Here is a 15300-nt window from a genome sequence, read left to right as displayed (position 1 = left end):
CGCCACCCGCCACCAGAGAAGGCGGCCAACAGCGGTGCTCGGCTTGCTGTCCTCGTCTACGTCGAGCTCGGACCGGGTCGGCCCGGAGCCGGAAGGACACGATTCCGAACGGTTTCCTAGGATCACGTGCGTGCCTGAGCAGGATTCCTCCAGAACTCGCGCGCGCGACATCGATCGCGCCCAGACCTGCGGGCTGCTCGACGCCGGATACGGTGAGGGACAACTCGACCCGGCCGAGTACCAGGCACGCAACGCCGCGGCGATGAAGGCCAAGACGCTCGGCGAACTCGATGCGCTGGTCTCGGACCTGCAGATCCCCGAGCATCTAGTCGAGGTCACCCGTCCGACGGCGCCCGCGCCGGCGCCGCGGCGGCAAGTCCCCGGACGCGTCGTGGCCGCCGTCGCCGCCGCGGTCCTGGCGGTCGGTGGAACCCTGGTCGTCACCACCGTCGGAAGCGACGGGGCATCCGACATCGCCGCGGCCCGGCAGGCTCCCGCCCCCGCGCAGATCCCGGCCGGCGAGCCACAACCGATCGCGGTCGAGCCGATCGATCCCCTCACCCCCGACGGGGTCCGCGACTTCGTCGGTCAGCTCGGGGCGAAGTTCGGCGGGGACCTGCGGGTCGACCAGGTGACCTTCTACTCCAACTACGTGTTCGTGACCCGGATGCTGACGGACCAGCCGCACCGGAAACAGGATTGGAGCTTCCGCGGCGGATTCGCCACCTCGGGGGATCCGGAGTCGCGGACCCTCGACACCGCCACCGTCGACCTCGGGGCCCTCGACGTCGACCGGCTCGCCGACGTGATCGCCACCGGGGCGAACCAGGTCGGGATGCCGACGGGCCGGGTGGAACACGTCTTCGTACGCCCGGATTCGGGAACCGAAGGCCTGGTCACCGTCCAGTTCGAGGACGACGCGGACCGATCGGGGTCCGTCAACACGCGTCTGGACGGCTCGGTCGTCGACATCTCCCACGCCGAGGGGTGACGATCATGCCGAACCGCCTCCGCCGCATGGCCGCGACGACGCGAGTGCGCGCCCGCGACGTCGACCGCGCCGCGGTGCGCGACGCCCTCGACTCCGCCTTCGCCGACGGCCAGCTGACCGACGCCGAGCATCGGATCCGGGTCGAGGCAGCCGGCACGGCGCGCACGCTGGCCGACCTCGATGGACTCGTGCGTGACCTGCAGGTGCCCAACGATCTGCGGGAGAGCGCAAGCACGCCGCCACCGCCGCGGAGCACCCGCTGGGCCGTCGCGCTCGCGGCCGCCGTCGTCCTCGCATGCGGCGTCGTGGCGGTCACGTCGAGCCGGGCCAACGACCGCCCGGTAGCCGGCGCGGCCGGGCCGCAGGCGGAACTGACCACCGCGGCAGGCTTCGGGCGGATGATCGACGAGATCGCCCACCACCTGGGCGACTCGCAGGTCGACCGGCTGACCGTCCACCCCGCGTACGCGACGTTCTCGCGCCCGGTCCCCGGCCGACCCGGCAGCGAGCAGTCGTACCGGTACGAGGTGGAGGACGGGCGGGCCCGCATCTCAGACGACGGAACGCCGTCCCCCCGCACCGAGGGCGTACCCGTCGACCTCGCGGAGCTGCGCCCGAACGTCTCTCGGCTGATCGGGCTGCTCTACGGCGCCGATCGCACGCTCGGCGTGGGCGACCCGACCGACACCTACCTGATCGCGGAACGCGGGGACGACGGACCGGCCGTCAGCATCTACCTGCGGAACGAGGACACGGGGGCACAGGGCTTCCTGATCGTCGGCTTCGACGGCAGCGTCCGCGGCGTCTACCGAACCGACCGGTAGCAGCGGAACGATCCACCACCGCGCGGGGATGCCGGAGGTCCCCGACCGTCTACGCGCCGTGGCCACCCCTGTCGAGGAGTGGCCACGGCGTCACGGGAGCTCTGCCCGTCGAACAGTCGTCGGTCAGGCCGCCGGCGTCACCGTGACGGTCGCGGTGTCCGCGCCCGCCGGGGTCCGCACGGTGAGCAGCCGGCTCTGCCGGTTCCAGTCCACGACGTCGGCGCCCTCGACCTTGACGCCCGCGGGGAATCCGCTCTGCGGCAGATAGATCTCGGTGGGCGCGGTGACCGCGGGGTCGGGACGCATCGTCAGCTGCAGGCGGTCGACCGCCGACGACCACTCGGTGGGCGTACCCGCCACGGCGCGGGGGTACGGCTTGTTCAGGGTGTCGACGAGCAGGGTCCGGGTGCCGTCGGGCAGGTACGGGCCCCAGGGTCCGGGATCGCTGGACCAGTAGGAGACGCCGGCGCCCATCTCCCGCGCGTTGTCGTAGACGCGGTCGAGATAGTCACGGGCACCGGGCAGCGTGGTGTCGAGCCCGAACTCGCCGATGATGATCGGGACGCCGCCGAGCACCGTGCCCGCGACGTGCTCGATGCTGGCGCGCCAGGTGGTGATCGTCGCGTCGGTGAGGGTGCGCGAGAGGCCCGAGTAGCCGTCACCGAGGTCCAGCGGCAGCGGGTAGAGGTGCGGGCAGTAGGCGATTCGCTGGTCGCCTGCGCGCGGGTCGTTGATCTTGGTGAGCCCGCTGGGGACGCCCTGGTTCACGCCGATCGCCTGCGGGGCCACGCACACCCAGCTGTCCTGGTCCACCTCGCGGATGGCGTCGGTGGTGCGCTGGTACATCGCGGCGAGCGGCCCGGCCTCGAACGCCGGCCCCTGCAGGGAGCCGCCGAACGGCTCGTTCATCAGGTCGTAGGCCACGACGGCGTCGTTGTCGGCGAAGCGGTCGGCGACAGCCCGCCACGCCTTGGCGTAGTGCTCGACGAGCTCGGGGTGCTTGCCGGTGGTGTTCCAGAAGTTGTCGAACGCGCGCATCACGCCGGGCTGGATGTAGTACAGCTCCCACCGGGGCTGTGGCGCGACCGGCAGGCCGTCCATGTAGGTCGCCCAGGCCGGCGCGCCGTTGCCGATGGCGCCGGCGCCGTTGCCGTTGTTGCCCTCCGGGGTGATCGCGCCGGAGTACACGTCCTGGTGCATGTCGAGCATCACCTTGTAGCCGCGCTCGGCGTACCAGCTGACCCGGTCCTCGACGCGGTCCAGGTACGCCTGGTCGTACTGCCCCGGCGCCGGCTCCACCGAGCGCCACGAGATCAGGAAACGCACGAAGTTCGTACCCATGTCGGCGTGTTCGCGGGTGAGGTCCTCCTCGGTGAAGTCCGGCATCCCGTCCGGCGCGCTCTTCGCGCTCGACGCGGTGTTGAACCCGCGCAGGACCAGGGAGCGGCCCGCGTCGTCCGTGAGGTACGGCGCCGCCGACGCCGCGGAGCTGCCGCCCCCGCTCCCCGCGGTGGGCAGGCTGCTCTGGGCGACGGCGACGCCGCCCCCGACAGCCAACGAGCCGGCCATGATCAGTGCCAAGAGTGGGACGCGACGCACAGAAGCTCCTACTGGTCGATTGGGTTGACTGACTTGTCCTGCGCGGGCGCGGATCCGGGCGAGGTGCCCGGTCGTCGCCTCACACCGGTTGACTGACACTGCCCCGGCCGTTCTCGACGTGTCCGACGAGGCGCCGCCGGAACGCCGGGTCCTCCTCGACGGTCACCGTGGCCTGGTACCAGCCGTCCGTCGACGGCACCGTCCACGACTGACTGCCGCCGGCCGCGACGGAGCGGCGCTGGCCGCCGAGCACGACGGTCAGCTCCCGGTCCCCCGGGTTCGCCACGGTCAGGTCGAGCGCCCCGGCCGACGCGTCGACCCTGGTGGACACCGCGAGTGCGGCCGCCGCGCCGTCGATCGACCCGGCGAACTCGCGCCGGAAGCCGTTGGGGCCCGTCAGGGTCAGGTTGTAGCCCGGGCCGGGGACCGCCATGGTGTCGTCGGTCGTGCCGAGGACGTCGTAGTGGCGCGGCGCGTCGAACTCGCCCGCGTAGGGGTACAGGGCCAGGTGCGCCGAGGCCGCGCCGGAGTTCACCAGGTGGACCGTCAGCGAACGGGCGCCGGGATCCACGGTCGCGTGGGCGTCGGGCTGGTACGGCAGCGCCCGGGCAGGCCGGGTGCCGTTCTCCTGCAGCGGCATTCGCTGCTCGATCGGCGGCGTCGGCGTCCACCGCGGCTCCAGCGGCGGGGTGGGCCGCGGTTGGGCGACGTTCGGCCGCGCGCGCGGGTTCGCGAAGTCGAAGGCCGAGGTCAGGTCCCCGCTGACCGTGCGCCGCCACGGGTCGATCTCCGGTTGGGTGATCCCGAACCGCTTCTCCAGGAACTGGTTGACCGACGTGTGGTCGAACACCTGCGAGCACACGAACCCGCCGACGGTCCAGGGCGAGACGATCGTCATCGGCACCCGGGGGCCGAGGCCGAGGGGCTGACCGGCCACCCACTCCGCGCCGACCGAGAGCGGCGGGCGCGGCGGCGGCACGTGGTCGAAGTAGCCGTCGTTCTCGTCGAAGTTGACGATCACGGCGGTCTTCGCCCAGAGGGCCGGGTCGGAGGCGATGGCGTCGAGAACCTGGTAGAGCAGCGTCGCGCTCGCCGCCGGCGACGACCCGGACGGATGCTCCGAGTCGACCTCGGACGGAACCAGGTAGCTGACCTGCGGCAGGTTGCCCGACTCGACGTCCTTGCGGAACTCGGCGGCGAGCGTGCCCGGACGCGACCGGTACAGCCCACGGTCGTAGAGCTGCCGGTCGGCGGGGGAAAGCCCGTTCACCGCGACCGTCAGTGCCCCGAGCGCCGCGTCCTGGGCCGCGGGCGGCAGCGCAGGCAGCGCGAGGTAGAGCCCGGCCAGGGTCTGCAGCTCGTACGGGACCAGGCCGGGGTTCCCGAGCAGGTGCGCCCCCACCTTCTTGAAGGTGGTGAAGTACTCGAGGTTGTTGTCCCCGAAGTTGTCCCACTCCTGGTACGTCTTCCAGGTGACGCCGGCGGCCTGCAGCCGCTCCGGCACGGTGGTCCACCCGTAGCCGGCGTGCCATGGGTTGTAGGCGGCGTTGGTGACCGCGCGCCCCTCGGGGCCCGGCGCACCCTCCGACCCGCTCAAACCCAGCTCCTCGGTCGAACCGAACGGATTCGGGCCGACGGGTTCGAAACCGGTGTACCCGGACACCCAGTAGTTGCGGTTGGGGCTGGTCGATGTCGGCACCGAGCAGTGGTAGGCGTCGCAGATGGTGAACGCGTCCGCGAGCTCGTAGTGGAACGGGATGTCCTGGCGGTCGTAGTAGGCCATCGTCGTGGCCGTCTTCGCCGCGATCCAGCCGTCGTGCCAGCCGCCGGCGAGGGCCTGGTGCCCGCCCTCCCAGCTGTGGTCGAGGCCGGTGACGTTCTGGCTGTCCATCCGCTGCGCGGCGGCGGAGTCCCGGATCGGGAACGGGAGCACCGGTCCGTTCGGGCCGGGCTGCTCGAACACCGACGCCCCGCCCCGCAGGGTCAGCGAGTTGGGGTCGGCGAAACCCCTTACCCCGCGCAGCATCCCGTAGTAGTGGTCGAACGACCGGTTCTCCTGCATCAGCAGGACAACGTGCTCGATCGAGTCGATGCCCCCGGGCGGGACCGGCGAGGCCATCGCCCGCTGCAGCGACGGCGGCAGCATCGAGGCGGCGGTGACGGCAGCGGCCGCACCGGCGCCGGCGGTGAGAAACCTCCGGCGGGTAAGAGAATTCCGAGTCACAAGGGCTCCATTGTCGGATGGGTCGGTACGACTACCACTCGAGACTGAGCGTCGGAAGCGGCCGACTCCGGAGATTCGAGTGCTGGAAGGGGCCTGTCCCCGGCCACTGTGGGCGGGGACAGGCACTTCACTGTGTACTGGTTGTCAGTTGCAGGGAGTCGAGGCCGCCCGGTGTGGGTTTGTACGCGTCAGCGCGGGTCGCCTGGTGCTTGGTCCGGTGGGACCGGCACGGGGAATGTCAGCTCCGGACGTTCCGGAACATTCCAGTGAGTGAACCCTATGGTCGGGTGGACCGGAACAGAAACACTTGTTTGGGAGGGATTGACAAGGTTTCGTTGTCAGTAGGGGGGGATCAGAGCGGACGCGAGTGACATCGGGTGCGACGTGCCCGTCATTCGGGTGGCTGACATTGTGCGAGGCCTGCCCGAAATTACGCGGCGTGCATGAATCTGCAGGCAGCACAGGATCGCATCCAGACTGCAGGGGTCTTCTTCTCCCGGAGCGTCGACGCGACGGGCGCCGGCCGCCGACAGGTCCTCCAGCCTCATCGCCGCAGTTCCGCTACCTCCTCCAGCCGGCCGAGCTTGTGCGGGTTGCGGATAGCGAAGATCCGGGTGATCCGGCCGTCCTCGACGACCAGGCTCACCGCGGTCGCCGAGCCCTGGGCGTCGATCCGGACGGCCGGCATCCCGTTGAGCCAGGCGGTGGTCGCCACGAGGTCGGTGACCTTCGCTGCGCGGGCCAGGAAGGCGGCGACCTTCTCGGCCCCGACGATCGGCTTCCGGGCTGCCGTGGCGAAGCCGCCGCCGTCGGCGATCACCACCACGTCCGGGGCGAGCACCTCCACCAGTGCCTGCACGTCGCCGGTCGAGACGGCAGCCAGGAACTTCTCCACCGCCGCCTGCTGCTGATCGCGGTCGACCTGCATCCGCGGCCGACGCGCGCCGACGTGTTCGCGGGCGCGGTGTGCGATCTGCCGGACCGCGCCCGGCGTCTTGCCCACCACCTCGGCGATCTCCTGGTACGGCGTCTCGAACACCTCGTGCAACACGAACACCGCCCGCTCGACCGGACCGAGTGTCTCGAGCACGGTGAGCATCGCGATCGAGACATTCTCGGCGAGCTCGACGTCCTCGGCCGCGTCGGGACTGGTCAGCAGCGGCTCCGGCAGCCACTCCCCGACGTACTCCTCGCGGCGCCGGGCGACCGACCGGAGCCGGTTCAGCGCCTGCCGGGTGACGATGCGGACCAGGTAGGCGCGCGGGTCACGAACCTCGCCGCGGTCGACCTCGGCCCACCGCAGCCACGTCTCCTGCACGACGTCCTCGGCATCGGCGGCGGAGCCGAGCATCTCGTAGGCGACGGTGAACAGCAGGCTTCGGTGGGTGACGAACGGGTCGTCGGTCATGTTGCCGAGCGTACGGCGAGAGGCTTCAGCCCACACGCCGCCGAGAAGCCCTGCGACTCGATACCGAACGCAGTGTTGGTTCGGGTCATGAGGTTCGCCACCGCGACGAACGCGGTCAGCTCCACCAGCGCGGGCGCACCGAGCTGGTCGAGCAGCCGCGCGGACATCGCGTCGGTCACCGTCGGCGGGGTCGCGGTCATCGCCTCGGCGTACTCCATGACGTCGCGCTCCAACGGCGTGAACACGTCCGACTCGCGCCAACGCGGCACCTCACGCGCCTTGGTCAGGTCGAGCCCCTCGTTGCGCGCCTGGAAGTAGCCGAAGTCCAGACAGAAACTGCAGCCGACCAGGCTGGCCACCGCCATGTGGGCAAACGACTTCAGGCTCTCGTCACACCGGTCCCACTTCTGCACCTTCCGGCCGACAGTGAAGCTGAAGTTCAGCACCTTCCGGTTGTGCCACGTCACCTCGACCGGCTCGGCCACCTCGCCGAGCATCTTGCGGGACATCCGCTTGACCACGGCGCCGTAGATTCCGGTCAACTCCGCCTTGGGGATTCTGGTATTGCCGGTCATTACTCCTCCTCCGATTTCGTGCTCTCGGCATGAAGACACCGGCCGAACCTCGAATGTGACATCCGATCCCGAGATCGGCGGCACCGAGGGAGATCACCGGTCGCGGCGCGATGGCCCTGTTCGTCAGTCCCGCCCCTCGACATGCGTGTGGGCCCGAGCGCCCTGGGGGCTGGGTCGGACATCGAATCCTGTAGGTGTCCGGGGTCAGCCCATCTCGGCGTGCCGGTAGCACCAACGCCACGACTCGCCCGGCTCGTGCGAACGCATGACGGGGTGTCCCGTCTGCTCGAAGTGCGCGGTCGCGTGCCGGTGGGGACTGGAGTCGCAGCATCCGACGTGCCCGCAGGTGAGGCAGATCCGCAGGTGCGCCCAGTTCTGTTCGTCGAGTTCGGTGCATTCCTCGCAGACGCCGGGCGTGCGCGCCTCGGGATCCGGTCCCGTTGCCGCCGCGAGCTCGTCGCAAGGCGCCACGGTGGCCGGACCCGTGGATTCGACTCGGATCCGGTCCGCCGCACGTCGCAGAACTCTCTTCATCACCTCCCATCCTGCATGCTGCTAGGTGCGATATCTAGACATCCGACCCGATGGACGGAGACCGCCGTGAACGTGGCCCTGCTCGCCGTCGCGGTGGCGGCGCTGCTCACCGCCGCACTCGCGCGGCGCCTGAACTGGTCGGCGCCGCTGCTGCTGGTCCTGGTCGGACTGGCCGGGTCACAGATCCCCGGGCTCCCCGACACCACACTCGACCCCGATCTCGTGTTGTTCGCGGTGCTGCCGCCGCTGCTCTACTCGGCCGCACTCGACAGTTCCTCGCTTGCGATGCGCCGCAATGCGCGCGCCATCGGTCTGCTCGCGGTGGGGCTGCCACTGGCGACCACCGCCGTTGTCGGGGTGGTCGCCTACCTCACCATTCCCCAGTTCCCCCTGGCCGCCGCGCTGGTGCTCGGCGCGGTGGTGGCTCCCCCGGACGCGGTGTCCGCCAGCGCGATCGGACGGCGCCTCGGCCTGCCCCGACGGATCATGACGCTGCTCGGCGGCGAGAGCCTGCTCAACGACGCCACTGCGCTCACCGCGTACCGGGTGGCACTCGCCGCAGCGGTCGGCACCGGCGTGACGCTGGTCGAGGGGGTGCGCACGTTTCTCGGTGCCGCGATCGGCGGCGTACTGATCGGCATCGGGGTGGGGATCGTCGTGGCCGCGATACGTTCGCGGCTCGCGGATCCGGTGATGGAGAGCGGGATCGGGCTCCTGGTCCCCTTCGTCGCGTACCTGGCGGCCGAGGAGGTGCACAGTTCCGGGGTGATCGCGGTAGTGGTCGCCGGCCTGTACCTCGGGCAGCGGTCGACTCGCGCCGGCTACGCGACCCGCCTGCAGGACACCGCGGTGTGGAAGGCCGTCGACGTCGTCCTCGAGTCGTTCGTCTTCCTGCTGATCGGACTGCAGCTGCCGAGCGTCGTCCAGGGCCTCCACGGCCGCAGCGTGGCCGCAGTGGTCGGCGCCTCCCTTGCCGTGCTCGTCGCCGTGATCGCGGTCCGGTTGCTGTGGGTCTACCCCGCGGCATACCTCCCTCGTCTGCTGTCCGCGCGGATCCGAGAGCGGGAGCCGGCGCCGAGTCTTCGGGCGGTGTTCGTGGTCGCGTGGTCCGGCATGCGCGGTGTGGTCTCGCTCGCCGCGGCCTTCGCGATTCCGCTCACCGTCAACTCGGGCGCGCCGTTCCCCGAGCGCGAAATGATCCTTTTCATCACTTTCACCGTCGTGGTCGGCACGCTGCTCCTGCACGGGTTGACCCTGCCGTGGCTGATCACCCGACTGGGCGTCGACAACGAGGAGGAACGCCGCACCGACGCGGTGGCGCTGGCCGCCGCGCAGGACAAGGCCGCGCGGGCCGCGACGGACGTGCTCGACAGCCTGGTCGCGAACGCCGACGGGGACCCCGCCGCCGTCCGTGAGCGGGCCGCGGAGATCCTGCGCACCTGGAGCGAGCACCGCGCCCACGCGGCATGGGAGCGGCTCGGGCGCAGCGAGGCCGAGTTGGGCGAGAGCCCCTCCGCCGCGTTCCGCGCGCTGCGCCTGCAGATGCTCGACACCGAGCGAGGCGTCTTCATCGCCGAGCGGGACAGCGGACGAATAGACGACGAGGTGCTGCGGCAGGTGCTGCGCGAACTCGACCTCGAGGAGGCGACCCTGAACCGGGAGTAGGACCGGACCGTATCCGGCGGACACGCCCTGGAGCTGGAACCTGCGACCGACGCCCTCGAGACCGCGAGGAGCCCCACACGGCCCACCTACCTCGTCGACAACGCGGTGGACGCCATGGACGGCCGCGGCACGCTCACCGTCCGCACCTACCGCGACGGCGACTGCCTGGCCGTGGCCGTCGGGGACACCGGACCGGGCATCCCCGACGAGGTCCGCGACCGCATCTTCGAGCCGTTCTTCACCACGAAGCCGGTCGGGGAAGGCACCGGGCTCGGACTCGACATCTCGTGGCGGATCGTCGACAAGCACCGGGGCGACATCCGCGTGGAGTCGCGGCCCGGAAACACCGAGTTCGTGGTTCGCATCCCGATGGCCGCGCCCGACACGGGCGAAAACCCCTGAGATCGAGGGAGCCGGCCCCGCGGCCACACCGGCGGCGGGGCCGGCAGGCGGTTCGCGGTCTTCGACGCGTCAGTGCCGGGTCAACCACTCCGACAACCGCGTCTGCGCGAGGCTCGCGCCCGGACCGGGCAGCAGCTCACGGTCCGGCTTCGCCCCGAAGTACGGGGCCTGCGGATCGGTGACCACCTCGCGCGGATCTTCTCGTGCGGCCAGCACCGTGCCGATCCACTGGTCGAGGCGAAACACCTCCGGACCTGCGATCTCGACGGTGCCGTTCAGCGGGGCGGCCGCCGCGGCCTTGCCGACGGCCGCGGCCACGTCGTCGGCGGCCATCGGCTGCACGGCCGCGCCCGACAGCCGCACCTTGCCGTCGACCGTCGCGGAGTCTGCTATGCCACCGGCGAATTCGAAGAACTGCGTGGCGTCGACGAGCGAGTACGGCAGGCCCGAACCCTTGATCAGGTCCTCCTGCACCACCTTCGCCCGGAAGTACCCGGACTCCGGCAACCGCTCGGTGCCCACCACCGACAGGGCGACGTAGTGGCCGACGCCTGCCGCACCGGCGGCGTCGAGCAGGTTCCTGGTGGAGGTCCGGAAGAACGTCATGACGTCGTCGTCGGCGAACGACGGCGAGTTGGAGACGTCGACCACGACTTTCGCATCCTGCAGCACCTCCTTCACTCCCTCACCGGTGAGCGTGTTCACGCCCGTACTGGGTGCTGCCGGAACCGCCTGGTGGCCGCGCTCGCTCAGACCAGCGACGAGCTTCGAGCCGATCAGCCCGGTGCCTCCGATGACGACGATCTTCATGCTCGTTCCTTCCGTTCGAGTGTTGCTTCGAGGTCAGCGAGCTTCCCTGCAACCTCCCCGGGTCAGCTGCCCGTCGCGGCCACGACGATGATGTCGGCGACGGCGACGGGCTGGGACACGAGCACGGCGTGCGAGGCCGCGATCTCGCTGGTGCGCGCCCCGATACGGCCCGCCATGTAGCGCTGCGAGGCCGGCGGGATGATGCTGTCGCCGGTGGGGATCAGGGCCCAGCTCGGGGTGTTCGACCAGGAGGTCGGCCCGGACGGCTCGATGTTGGCCCACAGCGCGATCGAGCGTTGGTGGGCCAGCATGGTCGCGGCGGTCGCGGCGCTGACGTCGGGTGCGAACACCTGGTGGAACGACGCGTCGGCGATGTAGCCGTCGAGGTTCTTGCCGCCGATCGCATGTGCGTCGTCGACCACCTTCACCTGCAAGACGGGTGGCAGGAGTTGACTGCCCGGGAACCGGATCGGGTCCAGCGCCAGCTGGACGGGTTCGCCCTGCGCCGGGGCGAAGGCCGCGACGTAGACGAGCGCCGTCACGTTCGGGTTGTGAGTGTTGGTGATGACCGCGCCGCCGTACGAGTGGCCGACCAGCACGACCGGCCCGGCGATCCCGGCGAGGGTCTTCTCGATTGCGGCCGCGTCGTAGGCGGGTCCGCGCAGCGGGTTCTCCGGTACGACAACGGTGTAGCCGCGGCCGCGCAGATCGTCGGCCACGCCGTCCCAGCTGGTGGTGTCGGCGAATGCACCGTGCACCAGCACGATCGTCGGCAGCGGCCGTGCGACGGCCGGGCTGATCAGTGCCGCGGCGAGGACAGTGATGAGGCCGATGGTGACGAGTGCGGCTCGGGCGAATCGAAAGATGCTCATGGGCGTACTCCTTCGCTGTGCGCGCAGGGTCAGGACGAACCGAGGCCCGCGCCTGCGGCCAGCCCGTTCTCGACCAGGAACGGCAGTGCGGTGTCGGCGATCTCGGGCCAACCGTGGTCTGCGGGCATCACGCGGCCACGGTCCGAGAACACCTCGAGCTCGGTGATGCCTGAGTTGTGGCGGCGCCGGATCTTGGCGGCGGAACGCAGGTGGCCTCGGGATCGGTGTTGTCGCGGGCGCCTCCTCGGGATGCCCTCCCCCAGCACATGATCTTACGTGCGCCAGGGATGATCAGGGAGACCGCGATGGAGGTTCTGTCAGCATCTAGCGCGACATGCTTCACAGGACGAAAGTCATGGAGCCGGACCGGACTTCCACCTCTCGGACTGCGCTTCACCGGTAGCGATGCAATACGACGGATTCCTGAGCGCCGGGCGTCGACCCAGCTCTGAACGCCGCCACTGGGTCCATTCGCGGTCCATTCTCGCCAGATCACGAGATCGAGAACAGCGGCCCCGTGACAGTCAACCCGAGATCACCGGTGTGGGCGAAGAAGGCGAACAGCATCAGTGCCGCACCGGCCAACGCGATGTCCTTGTTGAACTGGATCATCTCCATCTGTCGGGCCTGTGGGTCGGATTCGGACCAGAAGTTGTGCATGAGCACCGCGGTCGGCACGAGGAAGGCCAGCAGCAGGAGGGAGCCGAGATCGGCCCAGACGCCGAGGAGCACGCTCAGCGCGCCCGCGACGAGAAGCACACCTGAGAGCAGGACGGAGAGCTGCGGCATCGGCACGCCTTTGCCCGCGGCGTACTGCGCCATGACCTTGGACTGGGTCAGGTGGCCCAGAGCGGACGAGAGGAACAACGCGGAGAAGAGAATTCGGCCGATGAGAACGACGATGTCCATTGCCTACCTCCGGGCGGTGGTTGTTGAGCGGGTCAGTAGTGCGCCGGCGGCGGTCTGCCTGCCGACCTCCCCTCGCCAACTCCGCGAGGATCTCGCGCACCAGGGGATCACCGTTGAGCCGTAAACTCGACGTTGTCCAGTATCTCGCGTCGGACACCTCGCCCGTGGCGAATGCGAGGTCGAACCTGGCGGCGGTGATCATGCGCAGGTCATCCAGATTCCGAAGCATTCGTTGACACATCAACATTCCGGAAATATCGTTGTTGATGCATCATCAAAAACCAGGGTGGTGGCCACCAACAGCCGATCCGGCCGTGCGCGCCGATCCCGGACGTTCACCGAATGAGCAACGGATGGTGCTGCTACCCAGCACCATTGCCGACCCGGACCGGCGCGCCTCACTCCTGCGACGAGGGGGCACATGTGAGCAAGGGCAGACTCGGCCCCACTTCACGCCTCGGGCCTGCGCCCGGACGCCCGCCGAAGGATCGGAGAGTCCCATGCAACCAGTCGACGTGAGCGATGCCGCGAAGGCTGTCGTCCGCCGAAACACCGAAGAGGTTCAGAGCGGAGGCGACTTCGAGGTGTTCGACGACCTGTTCGACGACGACTTTCGGGACCACACGCCACAACCGAACATGACCCCGACGAAGGAAGGGGTCCGGGGCCTCTACCAGGCCCTGCGCACGGCGTTCCCCGATTTTCACGCCGACATCCACTGGCAGGCCGCCGAACGCGACCTCGTCACCACCTTCAAGACCTACCACGGCACGCACCTGGGAACATTCCTCGGCGTCGAACCGACGGGCCGGAAGATCCAGTTCGAGACGGTCGACGCCATGCGGGTGCGCGACGGCAAGATCGTCGAGCACTGGGGCGTGGCCAACCTCTTCTCACTCATGCAGCAGCTCGGCGGCCTGCCCTCGTGAACATCACCGCGGTCGGGCGCGGAAGTGTCAGCGGTGGCCTGGCCAGGCCGTGGACGGCGGCGACACCAGCGGCGCCGACGTCATCCTCATCGTCGTAGCCGCCGGATCAACACGCTCGCCGACGGGGCGGCCATCCGGAAGTACGGGGTGCACTCCGACGCGCAGGAAGAGGCGGCCTCACCCGCCCTGTGGGCCGCACTCGCCGACCTGGCGGCCGACGGACAACTCTCCATTCCCATCGATCAGGTGTACCCCCTCGCGGAGGTGCGGCAGGCGTACCGGGACGTCGCGACCCGTCACACCAGCGGCAAGCGGGTACTCAGCAGCATCATCGCGCCCGGCGAGCGCCGCGAGTAGCCGACGTCGCACTGCCATGGCGATTCGGCGAGAGGGCGGATAGGCACTGCGGGTTGCGCTATCTCGGCAGGTGCGACAGCTCCTTGTCGCCACCGTTCCGTTCCCGCAGCCGCTCGAGTATCCCCCCGAGGAGGTCGACTTCCTCATCGGACAGCGGATCGAAGAACAGTCGGCGAACGGTGTTCACGTGCTCGGGTGCTGCCGCCTCGATGGCGCCGCGTCCTTCCGGTGTCAGCCGCACCATCGATCCGCGCGCGTCGTCCGCGCAGTCTTCCCGGGCCACGAGTCCCCGCCGCTGCATCCGGCTGACCTGATGCGAGACGCGACTGCGGTCCCAGCCGACCATCAGTCCGAGATCACGGGTCCGGAGCACGCCTTCAGGCGATTCCGAGAGAGGTACCAGGAGGGCGAAGTCGGCGCCGGACAGACCAGCGTCGTCGGCCAGTTGGCGGTCGAAGGCCGACTGCAGATCGCGCACCACCTCGCGATACGCCTGCCACACCCGCGCCTCACGCTCGTCGAGCCACCCAGAATCCGCCACAGGTCAACGATACATCTTTGCTGATGTGTCACTAACCTCATGGCGCGCTCGGCCCGGGCCACGTATCCGTCATTCGGGTGGCTGACATTGTGCGAGGCCTTCCTGAAACACGCGGCGCGCTCTGTTAGACAACGGGTCATGAAACGGACAGTCCTGACCTTGGCGGCTTTGGCTCTGACCGTCGCGGGTGTGGCAGGTTGCGGCGACAACGACGAGTCGGGCTCTTCCGAAGCTCGGCCGACCGCCGTCACCTCCGAGGTGAGCCCGACGACAGCGTCGGCGCATCCGACCACTTCGGCACCGGTCGCGGCCGTCCCGTCGGTGACCCGTGCGGCGGCCGAACCGATCTCGGTTGCACCGCTCGCGGCAGCACCACCCCCGGCGGCCGCACCGGCAGCCGAGCCCGCAACCATGCCGAACGTCGTGTGCATGAATCTGCAGGCGGCGCAGGATCGCATCCAGACGGCGGGCGTCTTCTTCTCGCGGAGTGTCGACGCGACGGGCGCCGGGCGCCGACAGGTCCTCGACGCGAACTGGGTCGTGGTCGGCCAGACCCCGCTGCCGGGTTCACCCGTCGGTGAGGCCGAGGCCGTCCTGTCCGCCGTGAAGATCGGCGAGCCGAGCCCCTGCTGATCGCAGGCACAGCGCCGGACCCGCGCG

15 protein-coding genes and 1 pseudogene are annotated in these 15300 nt (G+C 69.8%); 7 read left to right on the top strand and 9 right to left on the bottom strand.

Annotated elements, in window-relative coordinates; all coding sequences use genetic code 11:
• The first annotated feature begins 130 nt into the window (after positions 1-130).
• Complete coding sequence (locus tag ACFO6S_RS11910) at positions 131-991, top strand: DUF1707 SHOCT-like domain-containing protein (RefSeq protein ID WP_378417165.1); 861 nt, start codon at positions 131-133, stop codon at positions 989-991.
• 5 nt (positions 992-996) lie between these two features.
• Complete coding sequence (locus ACFO6S_RS11905; RefSeq protein ID WP_378417163.1) at positions 997-1815, top strand: DUF1707 SHOCT-like domain-containing protein; 819 nt, start codon at positions 997-999, stop codon at positions 1813-1815.
• Between the two features lie 123 nt (positions 1816-1938).
• On the opposite strand, the gene ACFO6S_RS11900 is transcribed toward ACFO6S_RS11905, so the two are convergent.
• The 5 genes from ACFO6S_RS11900 to ACFO6S_RS11880 form a co-directional block, all read right to left on the bottom strand.
• The gene (locus tag ACFO6S_RS11900) at positions 1939-3396 is read right to left on the bottom strand and encodes a cellulase family glycosylhydrolase (RefSeq protein WP_378417161.1); all 1458 of its coding nucleotides are present in this window, start codon (positions 3394-3396) and stop codon (positions 1939-1941) included.
• 97 nt (positions 3397-3493) lie between these two features.
• On the bottom strand, positions 3494-5638 hold the full coding sequence (locus ACFO6S_RS11895; protein ID WP_378417160.1) for a phosphocholine-specific phospholipase C: 2145 nt from the start codon (positions 5636-5638) through the stop codon (positions 3494-3496).
• A gap of 544 nt (positions 5639-6182) precedes the next feature.
• Positions 6183-7046, bottom strand: coding sequence for an RNA polymerase sigma-70 factor (locus ACFO6S_RS11890; RefSeq protein WP_378417158.1), 864 nt, complete (start codon positions 7044-7046; stop codon positions 6183-6185).
• Complete coding sequence (locus tag ACFO6S_RS11885) at positions 7043-7621, bottom strand: carboxymuconolactone decarboxylase family protein (RefSeq protein ID WP_378417156.1); 579 nt, start codon at positions 7619-7621, stop codon at positions 7043-7045. Before ACFO6S_RS11885 ends, ACFO6S_RS11890 begins: the two co-directional genes overlap by 4 nt.
• Positions 7622-7825: 204 nt before the next feature.
• Positions 7826-8155 (bottom strand): UBP-type zinc finger domain-containing protein, encoded by a 330-nt coding sequence (locus ACFO6S_RS11880; protein ID WP_378417671.1) that lies wholly within the window; start codon positions 8153-8155, stop codon positions 7826-7828.
• 66 nt (positions 8156-8221) lie between these two features.
• Between ACFO6S_RS11880 and ACFO6S_RS11875 the strand changes: the two genes are divergently transcribed.
• Together ACFO6S_RS11875 and ACFO6S_RS11870 are read left to right on the top strand one after the other, a co-directional pair.
• Positions 8222-9820 (top strand): Na+/H+ antiporter, encoded by a 1599-nt coding sequence (locus tag ACFO6S_RS11875; RefSeq protein ID WP_378417154.1) that lies wholly within the window; start codon positions 8222-8224, stop codon positions 9818-9820.
• A gap of 84 nt (positions 9821-9904) precedes the next feature.
• Positions 9905-10222, top strand: a pseudogene (locus ACFO6S_RS11870) (sensor histidine kinase); the annotation flags it as partial.
• A 69-nt stretch (positions 10223-10291) separates the two neighbouring features.
• On the opposite strand, the gene ACFO6S_RS11865 reads toward ACFO6S_RS11870, so the two are convergent.
• The 3 genes from ACFO6S_RS11865 to ACFO6S_RS11855 all read right to left on the bottom strand — a co-directional run bounded on the left by ACFO6S_RS11865 (position 10292) and on the right by ACFO6S_RS11855 (position 12813).
• Complete coding sequence (locus ACFO6S_RS11865) at positions 10292-11032, bottom strand: SDR family oxidoreductase (RefSeq protein ID WP_378417152.1); 741 nt, start codon at positions 11030-11032, stop codon at positions 10292-10294.
• 62 nt (positions 11033-11094) lie between these two features.
• The gene (locus tag ACFO6S_RS11860; RefSeq protein ID WP_378417151.1) at positions 11095-11904 is read right to left on the bottom strand and encodes an alpha/beta fold hydrolase; all 810 of its coding nucleotides are present in this window, start codon (positions 11902-11904) and stop codon (positions 11095-11097) included.
• 492 nt (positions 11905-12396) lie between these two features.
• The gene (locus ACFO6S_RS11855) at positions 12397-12813 is read right to left on the bottom strand and encodes a DoxX family protein (RefSeq protein ID WP_378417150.1); all 417 of its coding nucleotides are present in this window, start codon (positions 12811-12813) and stop codon (positions 12397-12399) included.
• Positions 12814-13313: 500 nt separating this feature from the next.
• Here ACFO6S_RS11855 and ACFO6S_RS11850 point away from each other — a divergent pair, with 500 nt between their 5' ends.
• Complete coding sequence (locus ACFO6S_RS11850) at positions 13314-13742, top strand: ester cyclase (RefSeq protein ID WP_378417149.1); 429 nt, start codon at positions 13314-13316, stop codon at positions 13740-13742.
• Between the two features lie 24 nt (positions 13743-13766).
• Positions 13767-14099, top strand: coding sequence for a zinc-binding dehydrogenase (locus ACFO6S_RS11845; RefSeq protein ID WP_378417147.1), 333 nt, complete (start codon positions 13767-13769; stop codon positions 14097-14099).
• 58 nt (positions 14100-14157) lie between these two features.
• Here the strand turns inward: ACFO6S_RS11845 and ACFO6S_RS11840 are convergent, their stop codons facing one another.
• Entirely contained in the window at positions 14158-14577 is a 420-nt protein-coding gene (locus ACFO6S_RS11840; RefSeq protein WP_378417146.1) for a MarR family winged helix-turn-helix transcriptional regulator, read from the bottom strand.
• A gap of 102 nt (positions 14578-14679) precedes the next feature.
• Here ACFO6S_RS11840 and ACFO6S_RS11835 point away from each other — a divergent pair, with 102 nt between their 5' ends.
• Positions 14680-15273: a hypothetical protein gene (locus tag ACFO6S_RS11835; RefSeq protein ID WP_378417144.1), complete on the top strand. Its 594-nt coding sequence runs from the start codon at positions 14680-14682 to the stop codon at positions 15271-15273.
• The last annotated feature ends 27 nt before the right edge of the window (positions 15274-15300 follow it).

The organism is Rhodococcus kronopolitis (assembly GCF_042654025.1).
GTDB classification, from domain to species: Bacteria; Actinomycetota; Actinomycetes; order Mycobacteriales; family Mycobacteriaceae; genus Rhodococcus_G; species Rhodococcus_G kronopolitis.
Note: the sequence above shows the minus strand (reverse complement) of the source record. Positions and strands in the feature narration are given on the sequence as shown.